Below are 19927 nucleotides of genomic sequence, written 5' to 3' on the forward strand. Positions count from 1 at the left end.
GGCGGCCGCGGGCGGCCCGCCGCGGCGGCAGGCAGGCGCTGGGTTGGCTTGATGGCAGGCGCGAAGGTAGCGGTGGCGGCGGTTGTGCCAGTTACCGCGCTGCGCGGAAGCGGTCGCAGGCGTCATCCGGCCACTCAGGCGATCTTGAAGCGCGACACCGAGTTGCGCAGCTCCTCAGTCAGCAGCGTCAGCTGGCGCACGGATTGCGCGGTCTGGCGCGTGCCGCTGGTGGTCTGCTCGGTTACCTGCAGGATGCGTTCGATATGGCGCGCCACGGTGGTGGCAAGGTCGGCCTCGTGCGAGGTGGACTGCGAGATCTGCTCGATCAGCTCCGCCAGCTGGCGCGACACGCGGCCGATCTCGACCAGCGCCGCGCCGGCATTGTCGGACAGGCGCGCGCCCTCGACCACGCCCTGCGTGCTGCGCTCCATGGCGTGCACGGCGTCCTGGGTATCGGTCTGGATGGTGCGGATCAGCGCGCCGATCTGCTTGGTGGCCTCGCCGGAGCGTTCGGCCAGGCGCTGCACTTCTTCGGCCACCACCGAGAAGCCGCGCCCGGCTTCGCCGGCCGATGCGGCCTGGATGGCGGCGTTCAGTGCCAGCACGTTGGTCTGCTCGGTAATGTCCGAAATCAGTTCGACGATTTCACCGATCTCCTGCGACGACTCGCCCAGGCGCTTGATCCGCTTGGAGGTCTCCTGGATCTGCTCGCGGATGTCGTTCATGCCGGTGATGGCGTTCTGCACCGCCTGCTGGCCCTGCTCGGCGGCCGACAGCGAGGCGCGCGCGACGTTGGCCGACTCGGCCGCGCCGCGCGATACCTGCGTGATGCGGTCGGCCATCTCCACCACCGATTCGCCGGTCTGGCGGATCTGGCGCGACTGCTCTTCGGTGGTCGACACCAGCTGGGTCGAGGTGGCCTGCACCTGCCCCGAAGCCTGCGTCACCTCGCCGGCGGTCTGCTGCACCCGGCCGACCAGCTCGCGCAGTTCTTCCACGGTGTAGTTGACCGAGTCGGCAATGGCGCCGGTGATGTCCTCGGTCACCGTGGCCTGGCGCGTCAGGTCGCCGTCGGCGATGTCCTGCAGCTCGTTCATCAGCTGCAGAATGGCCTTCTGGGTGTTGTCGTTGTTGCGCTTTTCATCGAGGCGGCGCGCTTCGGCCTCGCGTTCGCGCGCCTCGGCTTCCAGCGCGCGCATGCGCGAATCGCGCAGGTACAGCGCGGCCAACCCCACCAGGCACAGCAGCGTCAGCAGCGACGACACCACGGTAGCGCCCAGCGTCACAGGGCGCAGGCGCGCCGACTCGGCGTAGGCGCGCTGCAACGCCGACAGCTCGCCGCGCAGCGCCTCGTTGTCGTTGAAGATCTGCTGCTGCGCGCGCTTGGCGGCAATCAGGCCGGGCAGGTTCTGCAGGATGGTCTGGGTGGTCTTCTGCACCGCGTCGAAACGATCCGACAGCTGCTTCAGGTAGCCGCGCGTCTCTTCGTCGGTGGCCGCGGAGAGGCGCAGCGCTTCGCTGCCGTTCATCAGCCCGTCCAGCGTCTCGCGGAAGGTGTTGGTGTCCTTGCCGAGCAGGAACGCGGTCTCGGGGTTGACGCCTTCTCCGGCCAGGAACTCGTTCAGGTTCTTGCCCAGGCGCTGCGTCAGCATCACCAGTTGCGCGGAGGCCGCCACCTCGCGGGCATTGGCGCCGGACTGCAGCTTGATCGCGGCCACCTGCTCGGCGGCTTCCAGCAGTTCGGGGTTCGAGGCGTTGAAGACCTGCAGGGTCCGGCCGATGGTGGTCAGCACAGGCTGCTGGGCCAGCACGTCGGCCGCGCTCTTCTCGGAGCGCTTCCACGACGTCATGGCGGTCTCCAGCAGCGGCGCGGCCTCGCCCGTGGTGGCGCGCACGCGTTTCTCGTCGCTGCCGTCCTGCAGCGCCTTCAGGTCCGTCGCCAGCGTCTCCTTGGACTCGCGCAGCTGCGTGAAGGCCTGCGCATTGCCCAGCAGCGCCACCGGCACCGCCTTGCCCAGGCGCTGCGAGTGCATCAGCATGTCGCCCGCAATCTCGATCTGCGCCGCCGCATTGTTGGCGATGCGGTTGTCGAGGTACACCGAGCCCAGCAGCGCCACCAGCGACACCACCACGCCCACGGTCAGCACCCGCTGCTGCGACGAGAACGGCACGCGGCCCAGCCATGCCGACACGTGCTCAATCGGCGTGGCGCCAAGCCCGGCGGTTGCTGCGGACGTGGCGGACGTGGCGGACGTGGCGGACGTGGCGGACGTGGCGGACGTGGCGGATTCTGCCGGCTGGGCGTGGGAGCCACCGGCATAGGCCATTTCCGGCGCGCCGCCAAGTCCGGTCCCGGCGGCCACAGCGGCGGCGTCGGCTGCCGGCGTACGCCGGCCCAGGCTGAATTTCTTGAAACCCATGGCACCCTCTTCCGTGTTATTCGTCGTTGTGCCCGGCGGCTCGTGCCGGGTGCGCCGGCCCGGAGCCAGCGCGTGTCCTTTGCCCGCCCGCGGCGTGGTGCGCGCGCCGGCCTCAGGCCGCGCCGCGGCCCACCTGCAGGAACGCCGGCGCGTCCAGCAGCGCGCGCACGTTGAGCACCTGCCAGTCGCGCCCGTCGCGGTCCGCGAAGCGCTGGCCCTCCCAGGCCGGCGCCTCATCGTGTCCTGGCGCCGCCTCCCCGTGCGGCAGGCCCAGATCCGCCGCATGGCGCAATCCCGCCACGCGCGTGGCCAGGATCGCGCAGGCGCGCTCCACCTGGCGCGACAGCACCACCAGCTTGCTGCCGGGCTGCACCGGGGTGGGCGCACCGCCGCAGAACTGGCTGAAATCGATCACGCCGAGCAGGCTGCCGCGCGCATTGACCAGGCCGCTGTACCACGGCTGCGTCAGCGGCACGCGGCTGGGCTGGCGCATATCGAGCACCTCGCCGGTCTCGGCCAGCGGCAGCAGCCAGTGGCGCGCGCCGATCTGCAGCGCCAGGTAGCTGTCTGCGGCGGGCAGGCTGCGCGCCTCGCGCAGGCGCCGGGCCAGCATGGCCTGGTAGTCCTGCAGGCGGGTGTGGCGGGCGCGTAGGTCTTGGCGTGGCGCGTTCATGTGGCAGTCCCCGGTACTGGTGGTGGCATCCCGTACGGCCGGCGCTGGCGGCTCAGTGCGCCAGCGCGGCGATCTTGCCCAGCAGCTCCTCGCCGTCGACCGGCTTGACAATGTAATCCGACGCGCCCTGGCGCATGCCCCAGATGCGGTCGGTGTCCAGGCCCTTGCTGGTGCACATGATCACGGGGATGTCCTTGAAGCGGTCGTCGCGCTTGATCGCGCGGGTGGCCTGGTAGCCGTTCTGGCCGGGCATCACCACGTCCATGAGGATCAGGTCGAAGCTTTCGGACTCCAGGCGCGCGAAGGCCTGGTCGCTGTTGCCGGCGACCGAGACCTTGAAGCCGCGCTTGCCGAGCAGGTCGGACATGAACAGCGCTTCGGTCGGGGAATCGTCGACGATCAGGATCTTGTTGATGGCAGTCATGGGGTTTCCTTCGGTTCGTTCAGGCCGGCAAAGCCCGTTCCGCCACGTCAGCGGGGACCGGCAGGCAGGCCTGCACGGCCTGCAGCAGCGCTTCGCGGGTGAATGGCTTGGCCAGATGGTCATGCGCCCCCACCAGGCGGCCGCGCGAGCGGTCGAACACGCCGTCGCGCGAGGACAGCATGATCACGGGGATGGCGTGGAAGCGCGGGCTTTTCTTGATCAGGGAGCAGGTCTGGTAGCCGTCCAGCCGGGGCATCAGGATGTCGCAGAAGACCAGGTCCGGATGCAGCTCGCCGACCTTGGCCAGCGCCTCGAAGCCGTCCTCGGCCAGCAATACCTGGTAGCCCGCCTGCGCCAGGAAGATCTCCGCGGTGCGGCGGATGGTGCTGGAATCGTCGATGACCAGCACCTTGCGGCGCGCGCGCGCCCGGGTGTCCGGCATTGCTACGCCAGGCGCCGCAACGCTGGCGCCGGCGGCATTGACCCGCTGGATTTCTTCTGTTTGAGCGACCCGCATGTTGTTCCCGCGACCGGCCACGCCATGCGGCGCGCCGGCAAGCACTAGAGAACACCCGTGCGGAGCAGCGCGACCCATGCGCGCCCCGACGGACCCCCGAAAAATGATTCTGCTTCCCTTCAAGGCCGGGCCGGACCCGGCAGCGGCGGTGCGTGGAACCCGCACCTGCCTGCCGTCTTCCCCACCAATGGCGGATGGACGGCCACATAATTTGCAACAGAGTGTGACAAGACGCCGGTGGGCCGTCAATCCGGGATGGCGGGCCCTTGCCGGCGTTCTGTCGTATCGGCGCGACGCGCGCTGCCAGTCTGGCGGCTTTCTATGAAGCCTCGATGGCGCGCAAGCTGGCGTCGTGCCCGATGGCGGCCAGCGTCAGATGGCCACCATCTCAAAATCTTCCTTGCGCGCGCCGCACTCCGGGCAGGTCCAGTTGATGGGCACGTCTTCCCACCGGGTCCCCGGTGCGATGCCGTCTTCCGGCGCGCCTGCGGCTTCGTCGTAGATCCAGCCGCAGATCAGGCACATCCAAGTCTTGTATTCCATAACAGGCTCTGGCCACTCTCCATTAAAATCCAGCGCAGATGGTACCGAAACCGTGCCGCCCGCGCCAGCCGGCGACCGCCAGAATCGTGCCAGTTCCGCCGTGTTCGCGCATGTTAGCGCCGGATTGGCAGTCAATTGCCGTGTAGTTGCGCGGTATTGCCTGCATGTCGACGACACTCCGGCCGAGCCGCCCACGTTCCCAGCAGTCCTTGATCCCGATCAACGCCATGTCCCGTAACCAGCAGCTCTTCGACCGCGCCCAGCAGACCATTCCTGGCGGCGTGAACTCCCCCGTGCGTGCCTTCCGCTCGGTGGGTGGCACGCCGCGCTTCATCACGCGCGCCGAAGGAGCCTATATGTGGGATGCCGATGGCCAGCGCTATATCGACTACATCGGCTCCTGGGGCCCGATGATCGTCGGCCACGCCCACCCCGAGGTGGTGCGCGCGGTACAGGAGACCGCGGCCCACAGCTTCTCGTTCGGCGCGCCGACCGAGGCCGAGATCACCATGGCCGAAGAAATCTGCAAGCTGGTGCCGTCGATCGAGCAGGTGCGGCTGGTGTCTTCGGGCACCGAGGCCACCATGAGCGCGCTGCGGCTGGCGCGCGGCTTTACCGGCCGCGACCTGATCATCAAGTTCGAGGGCTGCTACCACGGCCATGCCGACAGCCTGCTGGTCAAGGCCGGCTCGGGCCTGCTGACCTTTGCCGACACCACGCAGAACGCGCCCTCCTCGGCCGGCGTGCCGGCCGACGTGACGCGTCACACCATGGTGCTGGAGTACAACAACGTCGAGCAGCTGGAGCAGGCCTTCGCCAGGCACGCCGGCGAGATCGCCGCGGTGATCGTCGAGCCGGTGGCCGGCAACATGAACCTGGTGCGCGCCAGCGACGCCTTCCTGAAGGCCATGCGCGAGCTGTGCAGCCGCGATGGCGCGGTGCTGATCTTCGATGAAGTGATGACCGGCTTCCGCGTGGCGCTGGGCGGTGCCCAGGCCCACTACGGCATCCGCCCGGACATGACCTGCCTGGGCAAGGTCATCGGCGGCGGCATGCCGGCGGCGGCCTTCGGCGGGCGGCGCGACATCATGGCCAAGCTGGCGCCGCTGGGCGGCGTCTACCAGGCCGGCACGCTGTCGGGCAATCCGCTGGCCGTGGCCGCCGGCCTGACCACGCTGAAGCTGATCCAGGCGCCCGGCTTCTATGACAAGCTGGCCGCGCAGACCCGCAAGCTGGCCGAGGGCCTGGCCGACGCCGCGCGCGCGGCCGGCGTGCCGTTTGCCGCGGACGCCATCGGCGGCATGTTCGGCCTGTATTTCCGTGAAGGCGTGCCCGGCAGCTTTGCCGAGGTGACCAAGAGCGACACCGCGCGCTTCAACCGCTTCTTCCATGCCATGCTGGACAACGGCGTCTACCTGGCGCCGTCGGCGTTCGAGGCTGGCTTTGTCTCGGCGCAGCACGACGACGCCATCCTTGAGGCCACCTTCGACGCCGCGCGCAAGGCGTTCGCGGCAGCCTGAGGCTTCGCCGGCGGGCGACGCGTGGGGGCGTCGCCCGCCGTCGTCGCCTGGCTGATGCGCGGTGCGCTACACTTGGGAATCGTTTATCCATGGCCACGATGCCTACCTGCGGAGTCTCAAGATGCGTGCCTCTTCCTCCCCGACCTCGCCGATGCGCTCGCCCCTGCCCGTGCTGCGCTGGCTGCTGCTGGCGGCCATGACCAGCCTGCTGAGCGCCTGCGGCTACAACGACTTCCAGGCCAAGGACGAGGCGGTCAAGGCGGCCTGGGGCGAGGTCATCAACCAGTACCAGCGCCGCGCCGACCTGATCCCCAACCTGGTCAACACCGTCAAGGGCTACGCCACGCATGAGCGCGAGACGCTCGAAGCGGTGACCAAGGCACGCGCCGCCGCCACCAGCATCCAGGTCTCGCCCGAGACCCTGAACGACCCGGAAGCATTCAAGCGCTTCCAGCAGGCGCAGGGCGAACTGTCCAGTGCGCTGTCGCGGCTGCTGGCGGTGTCCGAGAACTACCCGCAACTGAAGGCCGACGCCTCCTTCCGCGACCTGCAGTCGCAGCTGGAAGGCACCGAGAACCGCATCACCGTGGCGCGCCAGCGCTATATCGCCGCGGTGCAGGACTTCAACATCCTGGCGCGCAGCTTCCCCACCAACCTGACCGCGATGATCTTCAAGTACCCGGTCAAGCCGTCGTTCACGGTGGACAACGAGAAGGCCATCTCGACGCCCCCGGCGGTCAAGTTCTGAGGCAGCGGCCATGGGCCTGACCGTCGGCCGTTCACCGCAGCCGTCTTCCTGGCGCACCGGCCTGGCAGCGCTGCTGCTGTGGCTGGCGGCATGGCTGTGCGCGCCGGCGCTGGCGGCCGACGGCTTCGTCCCGGTGCCGCCGCTGACCCAGCGCGTCACCGACCTGACCGGCACGCTGAGCGCCCAGCAGCGCACCGCGCTGGAAAACGTGCTCGCTGAATACGAGCTGCAGCGCGGCAGCCAGATCTTCGTGCTGATGGTGCCGACCACCGAGCCCGAGCCCATCGACGCCTACAGCATCCGCGTGGCCGACGCCTGGCGCGCCGGGCGCAAGGGCATCGACGACGGCGTGATCGTGCTGATCGCCAAGAACAATCCGCCGGGCTTGCGCAAGATGCGGCTCGAGGTTGGGCGCGGCGTGCAGGGGTCGCTGACCGATGCCATGTCCAAGCGCATCCTGCAGGACGTGATGGCCCCGCACTTCCGCCAGAACGATTTCTACGGCGGGCTGGCGGCCGGCATCTCCGCCATCCAGGCCACCATTGACAAGGAAGGCCTGGCCGGACCGCAGCCGCGCAAGGCGCAACAATCCTCCGGGCTGGCCGACTGGCTGCCGGTGCTGTTCCCGCTGGCGATCATCCTGTTTTTCTTTGTCGGCGCCATGCTGCGGTCGCGCGGGCCGCAGATCGTCACCACCCGGCGCGGCCGCGACGTGATCGCCAGCGGCCTGGGCGGATTGGGCGGCTACGGCATGGGGCAGGACTGGGGACGGCGCGGCGGTGGCTTCGGTGGCGGTTTCGGCGGCGGCGGTGGAGGCGGTGGCGGCTTCAGCGGCGGAGGCGGCGGCGGCTTCGATGGCGGCGGCGCGTCCGGCAACTGGTGACAGAAGGAGTGACGACCATGCCCCATCTCCGACGTGCCCTGCACCATTTCGCCACCACCGCCGGCACCGCGCGCAAGCACTTCCCGGCCGAGGCCCAGCAGCAGCTCCACGCGGCCGTGCATGCCGGCGAGTCGCGCCATCGCGGCGAAATCCGCGTGGTCATCGAAGCCAGCCTGCCGCTGGGCCACGCCTGGGCCGGCGTGACCCCGCGCGAGCGCGCCCGCTTCCTGTTCGGCGCGCTGGAAGTCTGGAACACCGCCGACCATACCGGCGTGCTGCTCTATATCAACCTGGCCGACCACGCCGTCGAGCTGCTGGCCGACCGCGGCATCGACGCCAGCGTGGGGCCAGCGGTCTGGCGCGAACTGTGCGACGAACTGGCACATGGGCTGAAGCAGGACCTGTCGGTGGCGCCGGTGCTGGTCACGGTGGCGCGCATCCACGAGCTGCTGACGAACCATTTTCCGTCGGACGGCGGGCACAACCCCAATGAGCTGGATGACCGGCCCATCTTGATCTAAGGATTCGTCGCGTGCAGCTGTTCACGGGCGAAACATCCTTTTGCCCGATATGGCGCCCCGGGGCTATGACGCTACGCTTGGTGCACAAGCAGGCATCGCGGCGGAACGAAGAGTCCGCTGGATAGACGGGGGAAACCATGTCAGAAATCCTGGCGGCGAACGATCGGGCCGACGCAACACCCAAGCTCAACTTTCGGGAAGTCCTCCTGGAGGTGATCCTCAGATGCTCCACCGCCCTCATGCTGTGCCTGTTCGCCTACGCGGCAGTCAGGCAGTGGCTCGCCGATCCATCTCGCATCACTTTGCTGCTGCTGGTGATTGCAAGCTGCCTGACGGTCGGCCTTTCCCTCTTCGTCCGGGTGCCGAAAAAGCGGGATTGGAATCCGATCACAGTTCTGTGTTCGTTGGGCGCTTCTTACTATTTCCTTGGCATCCAGCTGGCACCCGGGCAACACCTGGTGCCGGAAATCGTCGGCGCGTGCCTGCAGCTTGTCGGGATTACATGGCAGATCTATGCCAAGCTGACGCTGCGCTTCTCGTTCGGGATATTGCCTGCCAACCGCGGCATCGTGTCGCACGGGGCTTACCGGTTCGTGCGGCATCCGATCTACCTTGGCTATCTCATCGCTGACGTCGGCTTCCTGCTCACGAACTTCGGCCTGCAAAACCTGCTGGTCTACACCGGCCTGTATGCACTTCAGGCCGTGCGGATCAATCGGGAAGAGGCGTTGCTGTCCGACGACCCCGAATACCGCGAGTATCGCGAGAAAGTCCGGTTTCGTGCTGTGCCTGGCATCTACTGAGCATTGTGCCCGCTCGCGAAGGCCTCAGCGGGCACCAACACCCGCGGGTGCGCGCCGCGCGCCCATCAGATACCACACCGCCGCCAGCACCTGCAGCACCACCAGCCCGCCCCACGCCGTCATGTGCGCCGCCTTGGGGTAATGGCCACCGCTGGACGGCCACAGGTCCAGCACGAACCCCACCCCGACCTGGCACGCAAAGGTCGCCAGAAACACCGTCAGCGTCAGCGCCGTGGTGGCCCGCCCGATCAGCGCGTCGGGGAAGCTGCGCGCCAGCACCGCGTAGGTCAGGATGCCGCTGGAGCCGAACACGCCATAGGCCGCCCACAGCAGCACCGGCGGCAGCGGCACCTGCGCCATCAACAGCGCCTGCACCACGATAAACCCGGTCATGCCGATGCCCGCAAAGGCATATAGGCTGACGCCGAGGCGTTCGAGGTGCCGCGCCGCCCAGCCCGAGCCCACGCAGCCCGCCATCATCGCGAAGCCGATCACCGAAACCAGCCGCGCACTGGTGGCCGGATCGAAGCCCGGCACATCGCGCAGGAAGGCACCGACCCACAGCGTCTGCACGGCCAGGAATACTCCCTGGTTCAGCAGCGTCAGCGGTACCACGCGCCAGAAGCGCTCGCTGGCCAGGATCTGGCGCGTGCCGCGCAGTTGCTCGCGCAGGCTTTTCTTGCCGGCGCGCGGCTTGTCGGGCACGCCGAACCACAACAGCGCCGCCATCGCCAGCGATACTCCGGCCAGCCCGGCGCTGACCATGCGCCAGTCCGTCAGCGACAGCAGCCACGACAGCGGGGTGCCAACCAGCACCGCGCCGAACCCGCCGATCGCCATCACCACGCCGTTGAGCAACGGCATGCGCGACAGCGGGAACCACATCGACAGCGCCTGGATGGCGGCGCCCAGGCACACCGACACGCCCACGCCGATCAGCAGCCGGCCGGCGGCCAGCCCCGCCATGCCCGGCGCCAGTGCGAACACCAGCGAGCCGGCAACCGCCGCCAGCAGCATCGCCGCCTCGGTGCGGCGCGGGCCGTAGCGGTCCAGCAGGATGCCGGCGGGCAGCTGGGCACAGGCAAAGCCCAGGAAATAGAAGCTGGTGAGCAAGCCCAGGTCACCGGCATTGAGCCCCAGTTCGCGCGTCAGGTGCGGCGCGAAGCCCAGGTTGACACCGCGGAACACATAGGACACCAGGAAGCCCAGCGAAAACACGGCCAGCACGCGCCAGCGAGCGCCGGCTTGCCGCGTCGGCGCGGAGGCGGAAGACAGAGCAGGAGAAGTGGAAGAGGTTGTCGTCATGGCCCGCATTGTCGTCCCCATTCCAGTGCAAGGCCAACGAAACATACCCGCGGCAATTGTGAGTAGAATTTGACGGCCATGGCCAGATCCCCCGGCAAACCCGCCGATCACCCCGTCCACCTGCCCCCGCTGCAAGCGTTGCGTGCGCTGGAGGCGGCCACGCGCCACCGCAGCTTCTCGCGCGCGGCCGAGGAGCTGGCGCTTACGCACAGCGCCATCAGCCACCATATCCGCGGGCTGGAAGCCAGCCTGGGCAGCAAGCTGTTCCAGCGCACCGGCAGCCAGATGACGCCGACCAGCGCGGGCGCGCGGCTGGCCGAACAGGTGCGCGCCGCGCTCGACAGCATCGAAAGCGCGCTGCGCGAGGCCGGCAACAGCGCCGCGCCGCCGGTGGTGCGGCTGCAGGTCAGCGTGATGGAGGACCTGGCCAATGCCTGGCTGATCCGGCGGCTGCCCAGCCTGCACACCCAGGTGCCGTCACTGGACCTGCACTTGCGGCTGCACGCCGAGATCACCCCGCCCGACCCGTACAGTGTCGACGTGGGCATCTGGCATCAGCGCGTGGACCTGCCCGGCTTCGAGTGCCACAACCTGATCGAGGACCACGTCATCGCCGTAGCCAGCCCGACGCTGCTGGCGCGCTACCCCGGCTTCACGCTGGCCGACGTGCCACGCCTGCCGATGCTGCGCTTTGCGCTGCGCCCGTGGCGCGACTGGCTGGAAGCGGCCGGCCTGCCGGGCGACGAGCCCGAGCGCGGGCCAATCTTCCAGGATGCGGGACTGATGCTGCAATCAGCCGTGGCCGGCCTGGGCCTGGCCACCGCACGCTTGCAGCTGGCGCACGATTACCTGTCCAGCGGCCAGCTCGTGCAGATCGGCTCGACCCGCATTCCATCCAGCCTGCACTACTGGGTCACCTGGCGCGAAGGCAACCCGCGCGAAAAGGCGATCCATGCCTTCCACGCCTGGCTGCAGGAGCAGGTGCGCGGCGAGGCCACGCAATCGCATCCCACCGTCGGCGGGCTACCCCAGCAGTTTCATTCATGAAATTGTTTCGTACGCCGATGTTGGCAATACGAATCATTTTCGATAACTCCAGGCATTTCAACGACTGACTGGCGATCGCAACGCCGGCGTGGTGTCTCTGAACGAGCCCTTCGATTGCATCGGAAACCGCCCCGAGTTTCATCGATGCAACCATTTTGCCACCCATGCCAGCACGCATGGATCTCCTGCGCCACCCATCCAAAAAGATGAGGCCGGGCCGGCAGCGTCATGCGCGGAACCGTGCAAATGCGTGTCAACGGCCGTAGCCATAGCCTTCCAGCACAGCTACGCGCGGCTGTAAAGCGCTAAAAGGCTGAGGCAGTCGAGGCCTGGCAGACCTGCGCCGCTTGAAAAAGCTCCGGGCCGGTGTAAAGAAAATGCAACTCCGGTGAACGGGTTGCTGCGTGCAGCATCGGAGCCATGGCGCCCGAACGTCCGGTTTACCGCCTCCCCTCTTTCGGATGGCCCCAGATGCGTTCAGGTAGCCTTTTCGGCACTCAGACTCATAAAACTGTGATGTATGCCTGGCACGGAAAAGCGCACTCATGTTGCATTGCAACATGAACAAGGCCTGCGATGTATCAGGATCGGAACGTTTTCTCACAGCACGGCGGCGACAGAAACTCTCGTTTTTTTCGATTCTCTTTTTGAATCAACGATTTATGACGCACTGGCACGTTCGTCGCACTTATGTCCCCGCGAACAGAAGCCCGACACAGGGGAAGTCTGAAACGGAAGCGGCAAACATACTGGCGTGCGTTCGCCGAAGGTCAGTTTCAGAACGACCCTCGCATCCCAGGGCGGGACGTCGGGCTGGTGCTGTAAGCGTTGGGCCACGCGGCAGGAACTGGCCCGCATCGGCGGGTCGTTACAGAGGCCGCCGACAAGATTAGAGGAGGTCTTGCGGGACACGGGCCGCGCGCTTGCGCGCGGCCCGTGGAACCCGGAAGAACCCATGCCAGCCCGGACCACCGGGCGGCGAAACGGGATCGCGGACGCACGGCTTGCCGGCGCGTCTGGAAGAATGGGGTGCTGACCGGCCTGCCATGCAGGCGCGGAGAAACGCCGCTGCCGTGACCGATGCCATCGACATCGGCGCGGCAGCGGCCAACTACGCGGCGCAACGGCGGGACGGCAAGAACAAAATTCGGGGAACACGCCGGTGCGAGGCATCCATGATGCATCGACGGCGCAGGCCTCAGGGCCACCGAATCCGGTACGTGGCAACCGCCACGTCCGGCTTCGTCAGATAAGAAGAAATCCGGGGAAATCGTATGAGCGCGTATGCCAACCGCCCGCTGCTGTATCTTTCGCAGCATCACGACGCCATGCTGTGCAGGGTCCTGTCGCAACGGGGCTGGAAGATCAGCTTCGCGTCGAGCCTGCAGGAACTGCTCGCGCTCGCCCACAGCGGCCAGCCAGCCGCCGCGTTGCTCGACGTGCACAGCGGCTTCAGCGATGCCGAGCTGGAATCGTTCGAACCCTGGCTGGCCCAGCCGCAATTCGGCTGGATCGGCATCGTCGCCAGCCGCGACGCGCTGAGCGAAGCGGCACGGCGCCTGCTCGGGCTCTACTTCATCGACTACTACACCTCCCCGTTCGAGTCCGCCGACCTGGCCCACTCGCTCGGCCATGCCCAGGGCATGGCGCAGATACGGCCCGCCGTGCGGGGGGCGGCGGCCAGCTCGCGCCCGGACGGCATGATCGGCACCTGTGCCGCCATGCAGACGCTGTTCCGCGGCATCGAGAAGGTCTCGCGCTGGGACACCCCGGTGCTGATCTCCGGCGAATCCGGCACCGGCAAGGAACTGGCCGCGCAGGCCATCCACCGCGCCAGCGAACGCGCGCAAAAGCCCTTCGTCGCCGTCAACTGCGCCGCCATCCCGCCCACGCTGCTGATGTCCGAACTGTTCGGCTACGAGCGCGGCGCCTTCACCGGCGCCACCAAGCGCAAGCCCGGCCGCATCGAGATGGCGCAGGGCGGCACGCTGTTCCTCGATGAAATCGGCGACATGCCGCTGGAAAGCCAGACCAGCCTGCTGCGCTTCCTGGAGACCGGCCGCATCGAGCGCCTCGGCGGCACCGAATCGATCGAAGTCGACGTACGCATCATCTCTGCAACCCACGTCGACCTCGACGCCGCCATCGCCGCCGAACGCTTCCGCGGCGACCTCTATCACCGCCTGTGCGTGCTGCGCGTACGCCAGCCACCGCTGCGCGAACGCGGCAGCGACATCATGCTGATCGCCGAGCACGTGCTCGAAAGCGTGCGCAAGCAGTCGCCGGCCCGGATCCGCGGCTTCTCGCCGACCGCGCTGCGCGCGATCCAGCAGCACAACTGGCCTGGCAACGTGCGCGAGCTGATCAACCGCATCCGCCATGCGGCGGCGATGTGCGAGGACGGCGTGATCCAGCCGGCGGACCTCGAGCTGGCAACGCCTGCCGAAGAACGGCCCAAGACGCTGGCGGCGATCCGTGAGGAGGCCGAGCAGCATGCGATTGTGGAGGCGCTGCAGCGTAATCACGAGCGGCTGATCGATGTGGCCGCTGAACTGGGGATTTCGCGGGTGACGTTGTTCAGGCTGATGCGGGATTACAAGCTGCAGGTGAAGAAGGGGAATATGGGGATAGTGTGTGTGCAGGGAACCTGAGGCGGGAGACTGTCCGCGCCAATCGCATCATCAGCTTCCGCGCACACGCCCGACTCATCCCTCTCGACATTGCTGGCGGGGTCGATTGCGATCCCGCCAGCATTGTGCCATTCATGCGTTGCCAGCCTGGGGCCCGGCATGCTTGCCTGCCGAAAATAACCGCCCTCGAAGCGGGGCGGCGGCACCCTGTGCAGGCCTCGGTCAGGCTGTCAGCTGCGCTTGCCGGCCACCAGTGAAATGATCTTGCCGTCCCCACCTGCGCGGCGCTGCGGACGGCGCGTTTGGTAGCGGCGCTTGACCAGGTAAATCGGCCTGCCTTTTGATTCCTCGTAGATGCGCCCGATGTATTGGCCAACCAGGCCAATGCCAATCAGCTGCACGCCGCTGAAAAACAGCAGCAGCGCGATCACCGGCGCAACGCCGGGCACGTCCCCATCGCCCATTGCACTATATGCGGCGATGTACAGGCCGTAGCAGATCGAGACCAGCGCGATGCACGAGCCAAGGTACGTCCAGCCACGCAGCGGCACCGAACCAAAGCTGGCGATGTCGGCCAGCGTCGCCCTCCGTCGCCCGCTTCGCTGCTCGTTCGATAAGCCTGCACGGCACTGTTCACGCTGATACGGCACGATCACGGTATGGAAGCCCACCCAGGAGAACAGGCCCTTCATGAAGCGGTGCCTTTCGGGGAGCTGCTTGATGGCATTCACTACCGCACGATCCATCAGACGGAATTCACCCACATTGCTGGGAATATTCAGGTCTGACAGTGCGTTGTGCAAGCGGTCGCAAACGGCTCCGGCAAACCGCTTCAGGTACGAGCCATTGCCGGGACCCGTGCATTGGGCAAGCACAACCTCCGCGCCTTGTCGCCAGCACTGGACCAGCGTCGGGATCAGTTCTGGCGGATCACGCAGGTCCGCATCGAACGGAATCACGGCGTCCCCGAGTGCCTCGTCCATGCCGGCAGTCAGGGCCGCCTGCTTGCCAAAGCAGCGCGTCAGCTCGATCACGCGAATCCGGCCATCACGGCGCGCTGCTTCGACCAGCCTGGACAGCGTGTCGTCCGTGCTACCGTCGTTGATGCAGACAATCTCGAAATGCGTGGCGTGCAGGGATTCCAGGATCGGCAGCACGCGCGCAAGGAAGCCATCTGTGGCAGCGCCGTTGTTGTGGAACGGCACCACCAATGACAGGAGCTGGGTTTCATAGTTGGACATGACCTGGATCCTCCGATGCTGGCAACACCTGCATCAGGGGGCGTGCGCGTGTGCAACCACACCGGCTGTCGATGCGACATCTTCCCCCTGTTTTTTTGGTCTTGTGCATGCGGCACCCCGCTGTGCATAGCGGGTTGCGCAGCCATTCTTCCTGGCCCAGTTTTGTCGCGCACCGAACGGAAAGCAAGGGGCGCGAGCGTCGGCAACGCGTGAATCGCCATCCCGGGCGGCGCCGGAGCGAGCAACGTTTCCTTCGTGAATCATGCGGCCGACCTGGTCGGTAAGCCGCGTAAATACAAGGGTTGCAAGGGATCAGGCTGGCATTGCAACACATGCCAGGCACGCCACGGAAGGCGTCGACGTTTCTATCCGGAAACGTTGGCCTGCCGGTCTGGCTGCCTCATCCATCAGGCGGCGCCGTCCGCGCCGCAGTCGGCGAACACCGCAATGCCCCAGCCAAGCGCTGTATGTATCGCTCTCATCCAATCCTGCCAAATCATGCTTTTGGTTGAAGCGGCTGTTTTGATTTGACAAGCGGTGCCCGCCAGCGCGCCCTGCGTCCTCATCCGTTAGTTGGTTCATCCGAAATGGCCTTTGCGGCTTGCGTTTCCCGCCGGCAACGAAGCGCGGTGAAAACACGGCATACGGTGCCGACGGCCCGCCGCCTTATCACCCCTGCTTCCCGGAAAGCCTTATGGCACAAGGGTTTCGCGTTGGCTGGCCCGCCGCTTGCCTATGTCCTGGCACCGGCACCGCCACAAAGGCGAATGCCGAGATGCCGGAGCAACTGGCCGGCATCAGAACCAAAAAACGATACGGGGAATCTTGCCATGCCTGCCGCACGCCATTTCGCGCTGACGCACTGGAACGCTGGTCACGCCGCATCCGCCCGCATGGGCGGCAGCGTGCCGTTCCGTTGCATGACCCGCGCAGGCCATGCGCATCACGTAGCGCGTTGCATGCACGCTTCGGCCGAACGCCGGCTGGAGGCGCGCAGCCCGCAGGGCGTGTGCGGCGGTCCCGGGCGCTGGCCCTTCCATGCATGTGCTATCTGCGCGCCGCCGTGTTGTCGTAATTGCCGGCGCTGAGATCTCAGGCCGGCCCCACCCTTGAACCGATTTTCCGCAGCCTGCAGTGAACGTTCACAAAACAGAGGAGTGAATCATGCAAAACCTGACCACCATGTTCAAGCAATTTATCCGCGACGAAGAAGGCGTGACGGCCATCGAATACGGCCTGATCGCGGCCCTGATTGCGGTCGTCATCATCGCCGCAGTCAAGCTCGTCGGCTCGGAGTTGGACAAGACCTTCGACAAGATCGGCTCGGAACTCCAGACCGCCAACGGCTGATAAGCACGCAACGGGTGTACGCATAACCGTCTTTACGGGCATGCGTACGCCTTGCGGTACGAACCTCATCAGTGACACAGGAGACGCCATGTCCTCGAAGTTCAACATGATCGTAAAGGACCTGTTGCAAGACGACCAAGGCGTCTCCTCTATCGAATACGCACTGCTCGGCATGCTGATTGCGGTGGCCATCATCGGATCGGTGTTCAAGGTCAGCGGCGCAGTGAAAGAAATGTACGAGCTGATCGCCACTAGCATGCCATGAGGCATTCGCCTAGCAATTCTCTGACAACTCGCCCCCAACCTTCAAGCCGATACGCCATGCAAGCCGCCACCGCACTCGCCTCCCTCGTAGGCCCTGCCACGATCGGCATCGTGCTGACCGCCGCGGCCATCGACCTGGACCGGCGCCGCATTCCCAACTGGCTGACGTTCGGCGCCTGGATCGCCGCGCTGCCAGTGCAGATGACCATTCATGGCCTCACCACCGGCTCGCTCGCATGGCTGTATGGCTGGCTGGTGGGCCTGGCCCTGTTTCTGCCCTTCTACCTGCTGCGCGGCATGGCCGCCGGCGACGTCAAGCTGCTGGCAGCCGTGGGCGCCTGGCTTGGCGCGGCCATGGTCGTTAACGTTGCACTTGCGACCTGCGTGATAGGTGGCGTGTGGGCGCTGGTGCAGCTTCTCATCACCAGACAAACGCTGGTGACCTTCTCAAGGGTGAGCTACATGCTCAGCGTGGCGATCCAACGCCGTGCGAGGCCGGTTCAGCCTGAAGCTGAAGCATCCGCTGGCTCGATACCCTACGGCGTCGCCATCGCCGCTGGCACGCTTGCAATGCTCTTTGCCGGCACATGAAAACCAATACGACAGCGCAGCAGCACGACGCGCCTTGAAGCGCCAGGACACCAGATCAGCAAACGGGGGGAAGGCAATGAATGAGTACCACGACACGGATCTCGCCACGCGGCACATCGAACCCGTCGCGACAGCCAGGAATACCCAGCCCGACCACGGCACGGTGCCTCCGTCCCCCTGGCACGTCCTGCCTCGCACCATCGCCGACACCGGCCTGGAAGTGGCATTGCTGCTGAGCCTGCTGATGAAGGCCGCTTACCAGCACCGCACCGTCACGCTGGCTGTGCTGACTGACACGCTGAAACTGCCGGGCACCGTGGTCAACGAGGTCGCCGCCGTTGCGGTACGCGAGCGACTGCTGGAGATCGCCCACCGTGGCGCCAGCGACCTGGACGTTCGCTTCCGGCTGACGGACGCCGGCTATGCCCGCGCGGCCGAAGCCTCGGCGCGCTGCAGCTACGTCGGCGCCGCGCCGGTCACGCTGGATGCTTACGTCCAGGCGGTGAAGCGCCACTCCGTCGGCCAGGCATCGGTGACCAAGGCCGACGTCACCGCGGCCTTCCATGACCTGGTGATCCCGGCCCACCTGCTGGATGCCATCGGCATGTCGCTGAATACCTGCCGGGCCCTGATGATCTACGGGCCCGCCGGCAGCGGCAAGACCTACCTGGCGCAGCGCCTGGGAATGCTGCTGCCGGGCGCGGTGCCGGTGCCGCATGCCATTACCGTGGCCGGTGAAATCATCCAGGTATTCGACCCGCTGGTCCATGTTCCCTGCGATGACAGCGAAGGCTCGCTGGCACGCCGTTCGCTGGACCGCCGCTGGATCCTCTGCCACCGCCCGGTGGTGCTGTCCGGCGGAGAGCTGACGCTGTCCATGCTGGACCTGCGCCACGACCCCGTCGCCGGCTTCTACCAGGCGCCGCCGCACATGAAGGCGAACAACGGCATCTACATCATCGACGACCTGGGCCGCCAGCTGGTTGGCGTCACCGACCTGCTGAACCGCTGGATCGTGCCGCTGGACCGCAACGTCGACATGTTCACGCTGCAGACAGGCGTGCGCTTCTCTGTGCCGTTCGACGTCTGGCCGGTGTTCTCGAGCAACCTTGAACCGGCGGCCCTCGGCGACGATGCCTTCCTGCGCCGGCTCGGCAGCAAGCTCTACGTGGGTGCGCTGTCGGTGGACGACTATCGCGAGGTGTACCAGCGCACGGCCGCCGAATACGGACTGGCCAGCAGTGAAGCCGTGTTCGACTTCCTTGTCGACAGCCTGCACTACGCCAGCGATACGCCCCTGTTCGCCTGCATCCCGCGAGACCTGCTGCGCCTGGTGGCCTCCGGCGTGCACTACCACGGCGCCGCGCCCCAAGTTACCGAGGAAGGTCTGGTGGCGGCCTGGCAGGGCTACTACGGGCTACGCACTTCGCCCGAAGGAATGCCAAAGGCAGGTAGCGCCCGCCGCTGGTCAGACAACCATCGCGCCGCGAGCTGAACGGTAGCAGCCAACGCGGACACCATTCGGAATTTCTGGGGAGAGTCATCATGAAAAACATGCGCGCAATCCTGATGCTGCTGATTGCCCTGGTCGCCGGCGTGGCGGCAGTGGTGTCGGCGTCGCGATGGCTGGTGCAGCAGTCATCGAGCTCAGTCAGGCAAGTGGTGGTCGCCGCCAACGACCTGAACCTGGGGCAACCGCTCAACGGCAGCCAGCTGCAGCTGGTCAGTTGGCCGGCAGGCAGCGTTCCGCCCGGTTCATTCCAGGACCTGAAAGCACTGGAGGGCCGCGTGATCCGCACCAGCCTCCAGCGCGGCGAGCCGGTCCTCGATGCCAAGCTGGCGCCGATCGGCACCAAGGGCGGACTGTCCGCGGTCATCAATGACGGCAAGCGCGCAATCACGGTTCGCGTCAACGACGTGGTGGGTGTTGCCGGCTTCGCGCTGCCGGGCAACTACGTCGACGTGATCGTCAACACGAATGAAGAAGCGCGCAACGCCCAGAACAGCAACATCTCCAAGATCGTGCTGGAGAAGATCCTGGTGCTGGCGGTAGCGCAACAGGTCAGCCGTGACGACACCCAGCCCAAGGTGGTGAATGCCGTCACGCTGGAAGTGACGCCCGAGCAGGCCGAGAAGCTCGACGTGGCCCGCAGTGTCGGCACGCTGTCGCTGGTGCTGCGCAACCAGATGGACGTCGCGGACATCAACACTGGCGGCGCCACCAAGGGCACGCTGCTGGGCAAGACACCCGAAGCGCCGGCCGTCAAGGTCGTGACCCAGACGGCCACACGCACCGTGGTGAAAACCCGCACGGTCGCAGCGCAGCCCGCGCGTGGCAACTGCATCGGCGTGCTGGCAGGCATGCAGGGCGGCGTCGAATGCTTCTGACCGCGTCTCGCACGACGTTCAACGAATTCTGATCTGCATCACCGCTTCTCCGGGGGGAG

The 19927-nt window shown here is 66.6% G+C and carries 20 protein-coding genes; 12 read left to right on the forward strand and 8 right to left on the reverse strand.

Features of this window, described 5'->3' with window-relative positions; translation table 11 throughout:
* Positions 1-134: 134 nt before the first annotated feature.
* From J8I34_RS03360 to J8I34_RS03385, 6 genes are all read right to left on the reverse strand, one after another.
* Complete coding sequence (locus tag J8I34_RS03360; protein WP_209805321.1) at positions 135-2420, reverse strand: methyl-accepting chemotaxis protein; 2286 nt, start codon at positions 2418-2420, stop codon at positions 135-137.
* A 112-nt stretch (positions 2421-2532) separates the two neighbouring features.
* Positions 2533-3093, reverse strand: coding sequence for a chemotaxis protein CheW (locus J8I34_RS03365; protein ID WP_029045759.1), 561 nt, complete (start codon positions 3091-3093; stop codon positions 2533-2535).
* 52 nt (positions 3094-3145) lie between these two features.
* A complete protein-coding gene (locus tag J8I34_RS03370; protein WP_029045760.1) occupies positions 3146-3517 on the reverse strand; it encodes a response regulator in 372 nt (123 codons plus the stop codon).
* A 19-nt stretch (positions 3518-3536) separates the two neighbouring features.
* Complete coding sequence (locus J8I34_RS03375; RefSeq protein WP_305826375.1) at positions 3537-4034, reverse strand: response regulator; 498 nt, start codon at positions 4032-4034, stop codon at positions 3537-3539.
* A 372-nt stretch (positions 4035-4406) separates the two neighbouring features.
* Positions 4407-4577 (reverse strand): rubredoxin, encoded by a 171-nt coding sequence (locus tag J8I34_RS03380; protein WP_010813017.1) that lies wholly within the window; start codon positions 4575-4577, stop codon positions 4407-4409.
* A 22-nt stretch (positions 4578-4599) separates the two neighbouring features.
* Positions 4600-4806, reverse strand: coding sequence for a hypothetical protein (locus tag J8I34_RS03385; RefSeq protein ID WP_209805322.1), 207 nt, complete (start codon positions 4804-4806; stop codon positions 4600-4602).
* Between J8I34_RS03385 and hemL the strand changes: the two genes are divergently transcribed.
* The 5 genes from hemL to J8I34_RS03410 all read left to right on the forward strand — a co-directional run bounded on the left by hemL (position 4805) and on the right by J8I34_RS03410 (position 9052).
* Positions 4805-6097, forward strand: a complete 1293-nt coding sequence (gene hemL / locus J8I34_RS03390; RefSeq protein ID WP_209805323.1) for a glutamate-1-semialdehyde 2,1-aminomutase — start codon at positions 4805-4807, stop codon at positions 6095-6097. The genes J8I34_RS03385 and hemL overlap by 2 nt on opposite strands.
* Before the next feature lie 121 nt (positions 6098-6218).
* Positions 6219-6845, forward strand: a complete 627-nt coding sequence (locus tag J8I34_RS03395) for a LemA family protein (protein WP_209805324.1) — start codon at positions 6219-6221, stop codon at positions 6843-6845.
* A 10-nt stretch (positions 6846-6855) separates the two neighbouring features.
* The gene (locus J8I34_RS03400) at positions 6856-7728 is read left to right on the forward strand and encodes a TPM domain-containing protein (protein WP_209805325.1); all 873 of its coding nucleotides are present in this window, start codon (positions 6856-6858) and stop codon (positions 7726-7728) included.
* A gap of 17 nt (positions 7729-7745) precedes the next feature.
* Positions 7746-8249, forward strand: coding sequence for a TPM domain-containing protein (locus J8I34_RS03405; protein ID WP_209805326.1), 504 nt, complete (start codon positions 7746-7748; stop codon positions 8247-8249).
* Positions 8250-8386: 137 nt separating this feature from the next.
* Positions 8387-9052 (forward strand): methyltransferase family protein, encoded by a 666-nt coding sequence (locus J8I34_RS03410; protein ID WP_209805327.1) that lies wholly within the window; start codon positions 8387-8389, stop codon positions 9050-9052.
* 24 nt (positions 9053-9076) lie between these two features.
* Here J8I34_RS03410 and J8I34_RS03415 read toward each other — a convergent pair whose 3' ends face one another.
* Positions 9077-10357 carry an MFS transporter gene (locus J8I34_RS03415; RefSeq protein ID WP_371748035.1) on the reverse strand — a complete coding sequence of 427 codons (1281 nt, stop codon included), beginning with the start codon at positions 10355-10357 and terminating at the stop codon, positions 9077-9079.
* Positions 10358-10435: 78 nt separating this feature from the next.
* Here J8I34_RS03415 and J8I34_RS03420 point away from each other — a divergent pair, with 78 nt between their 5' ends.
* Both J8I34_RS03420 and J8I34_RS03425 read left to right on the forward strand, forming a co-directional pair.
* Positions 10436-11404, forward strand: coding sequence for a LysR substrate-binding domain-containing protein (locus J8I34_RS03420; protein ID WP_209805329.1), 969 nt, complete (start codon positions 10436-10438; stop codon positions 11402-11404).
* A gap of 1274 nt (positions 11405-12678) precedes the next feature.
* On the forward strand, positions 12679-14055 hold the full coding sequence (locus J8I34_RS03425; protein ID WP_029045768.1) for a sigma-54 dependent transcriptional regulator: 1377 nt from the start codon (positions 12679-12681) through the stop codon (positions 14053-14055).
* A 209-nt stretch (positions 14056-14264) separates the two neighbouring features.
* Here the strand turns inward: J8I34_RS03425 and J8I34_RS03430 are convergent, their stop codons facing one another.
* On the reverse strand, positions 14265-15275 hold the full coding sequence (locus J8I34_RS03430; protein ID WP_029045769.1) for a glycosyltransferase family 2 protein: 1011 nt from the start codon (positions 15273-15275) through the stop codon (positions 14265-14267).
* Positions 15276-16439: 1164 nt separating this feature from the next.
* Between J8I34_RS03430 and J8I34_RS03435 the strand changes: the two genes are divergently transcribed.
* The 5 genes from J8I34_RS03435 to cpaB all read left to right on the forward strand — a co-directional run bounded on the left by J8I34_RS03435 (position 16440) and on the right by cpaB (position 19868).
* Positions 16440-16625 (forward strand): Flp family type IVb pilin, encoded by a 186-nt coding sequence (locus J8I34_RS03435; RefSeq protein WP_029045770.1) that lies wholly within the window; start codon positions 16440-16442, stop codon positions 16623-16625.
* 88 nt (positions 16626-16713) lie between these two features.
* Complete coding sequence (locus tag J8I34_RS03440) at positions 16714-16890, forward strand: Flp family type IVb pilin (protein ID WP_051320367.1); 177 nt, start codon at positions 16714-16716, stop codon at positions 16888-16890.
* Between the two features lie 56 nt (positions 16891-16946).
* Positions 16947-17480, forward strand: a complete 534-nt coding sequence (locus tag J8I34_RS03445) for an A24 family peptidase (protein ID WP_209805330.1) — start codon at positions 16947-16949, stop codon at positions 17478-17480.
* A gap of 76 nt (positions 17481-17556) precedes the next feature.
* The gene (locus J8I34_RS03450; protein WP_209805331.1) at positions 17557-18975 is read left to right on the forward strand and encodes an ATP-binding protein; all 1419 of its coding nucleotides are present in this window, start codon (positions 17557-17559) and stop codon (positions 18973-18975) included.
* Between the two features lie 50 nt (positions 18976-19025).
* Positions 19026-19868 (forward strand): Flp pilus assembly protein CpaB, encoded by an 843-nt coding sequence (gene cpaB / locus J8I34_RS03455; protein ID WP_029045774.1) that lies wholly within the window; start codon positions 19026-19028, stop codon positions 19866-19868.
* The last annotated feature ends 59 nt before the right edge of the window (positions 19869-19927 follow it).

This window comes from Cupriavidus phytohabitans (assembly GCF_017815025.1).
Lineage (GTDB): Bacteria > Pseudomonadota > Gammaproteobacteria > Burkholderiales > Burkholderiaceae > Cupriavidus.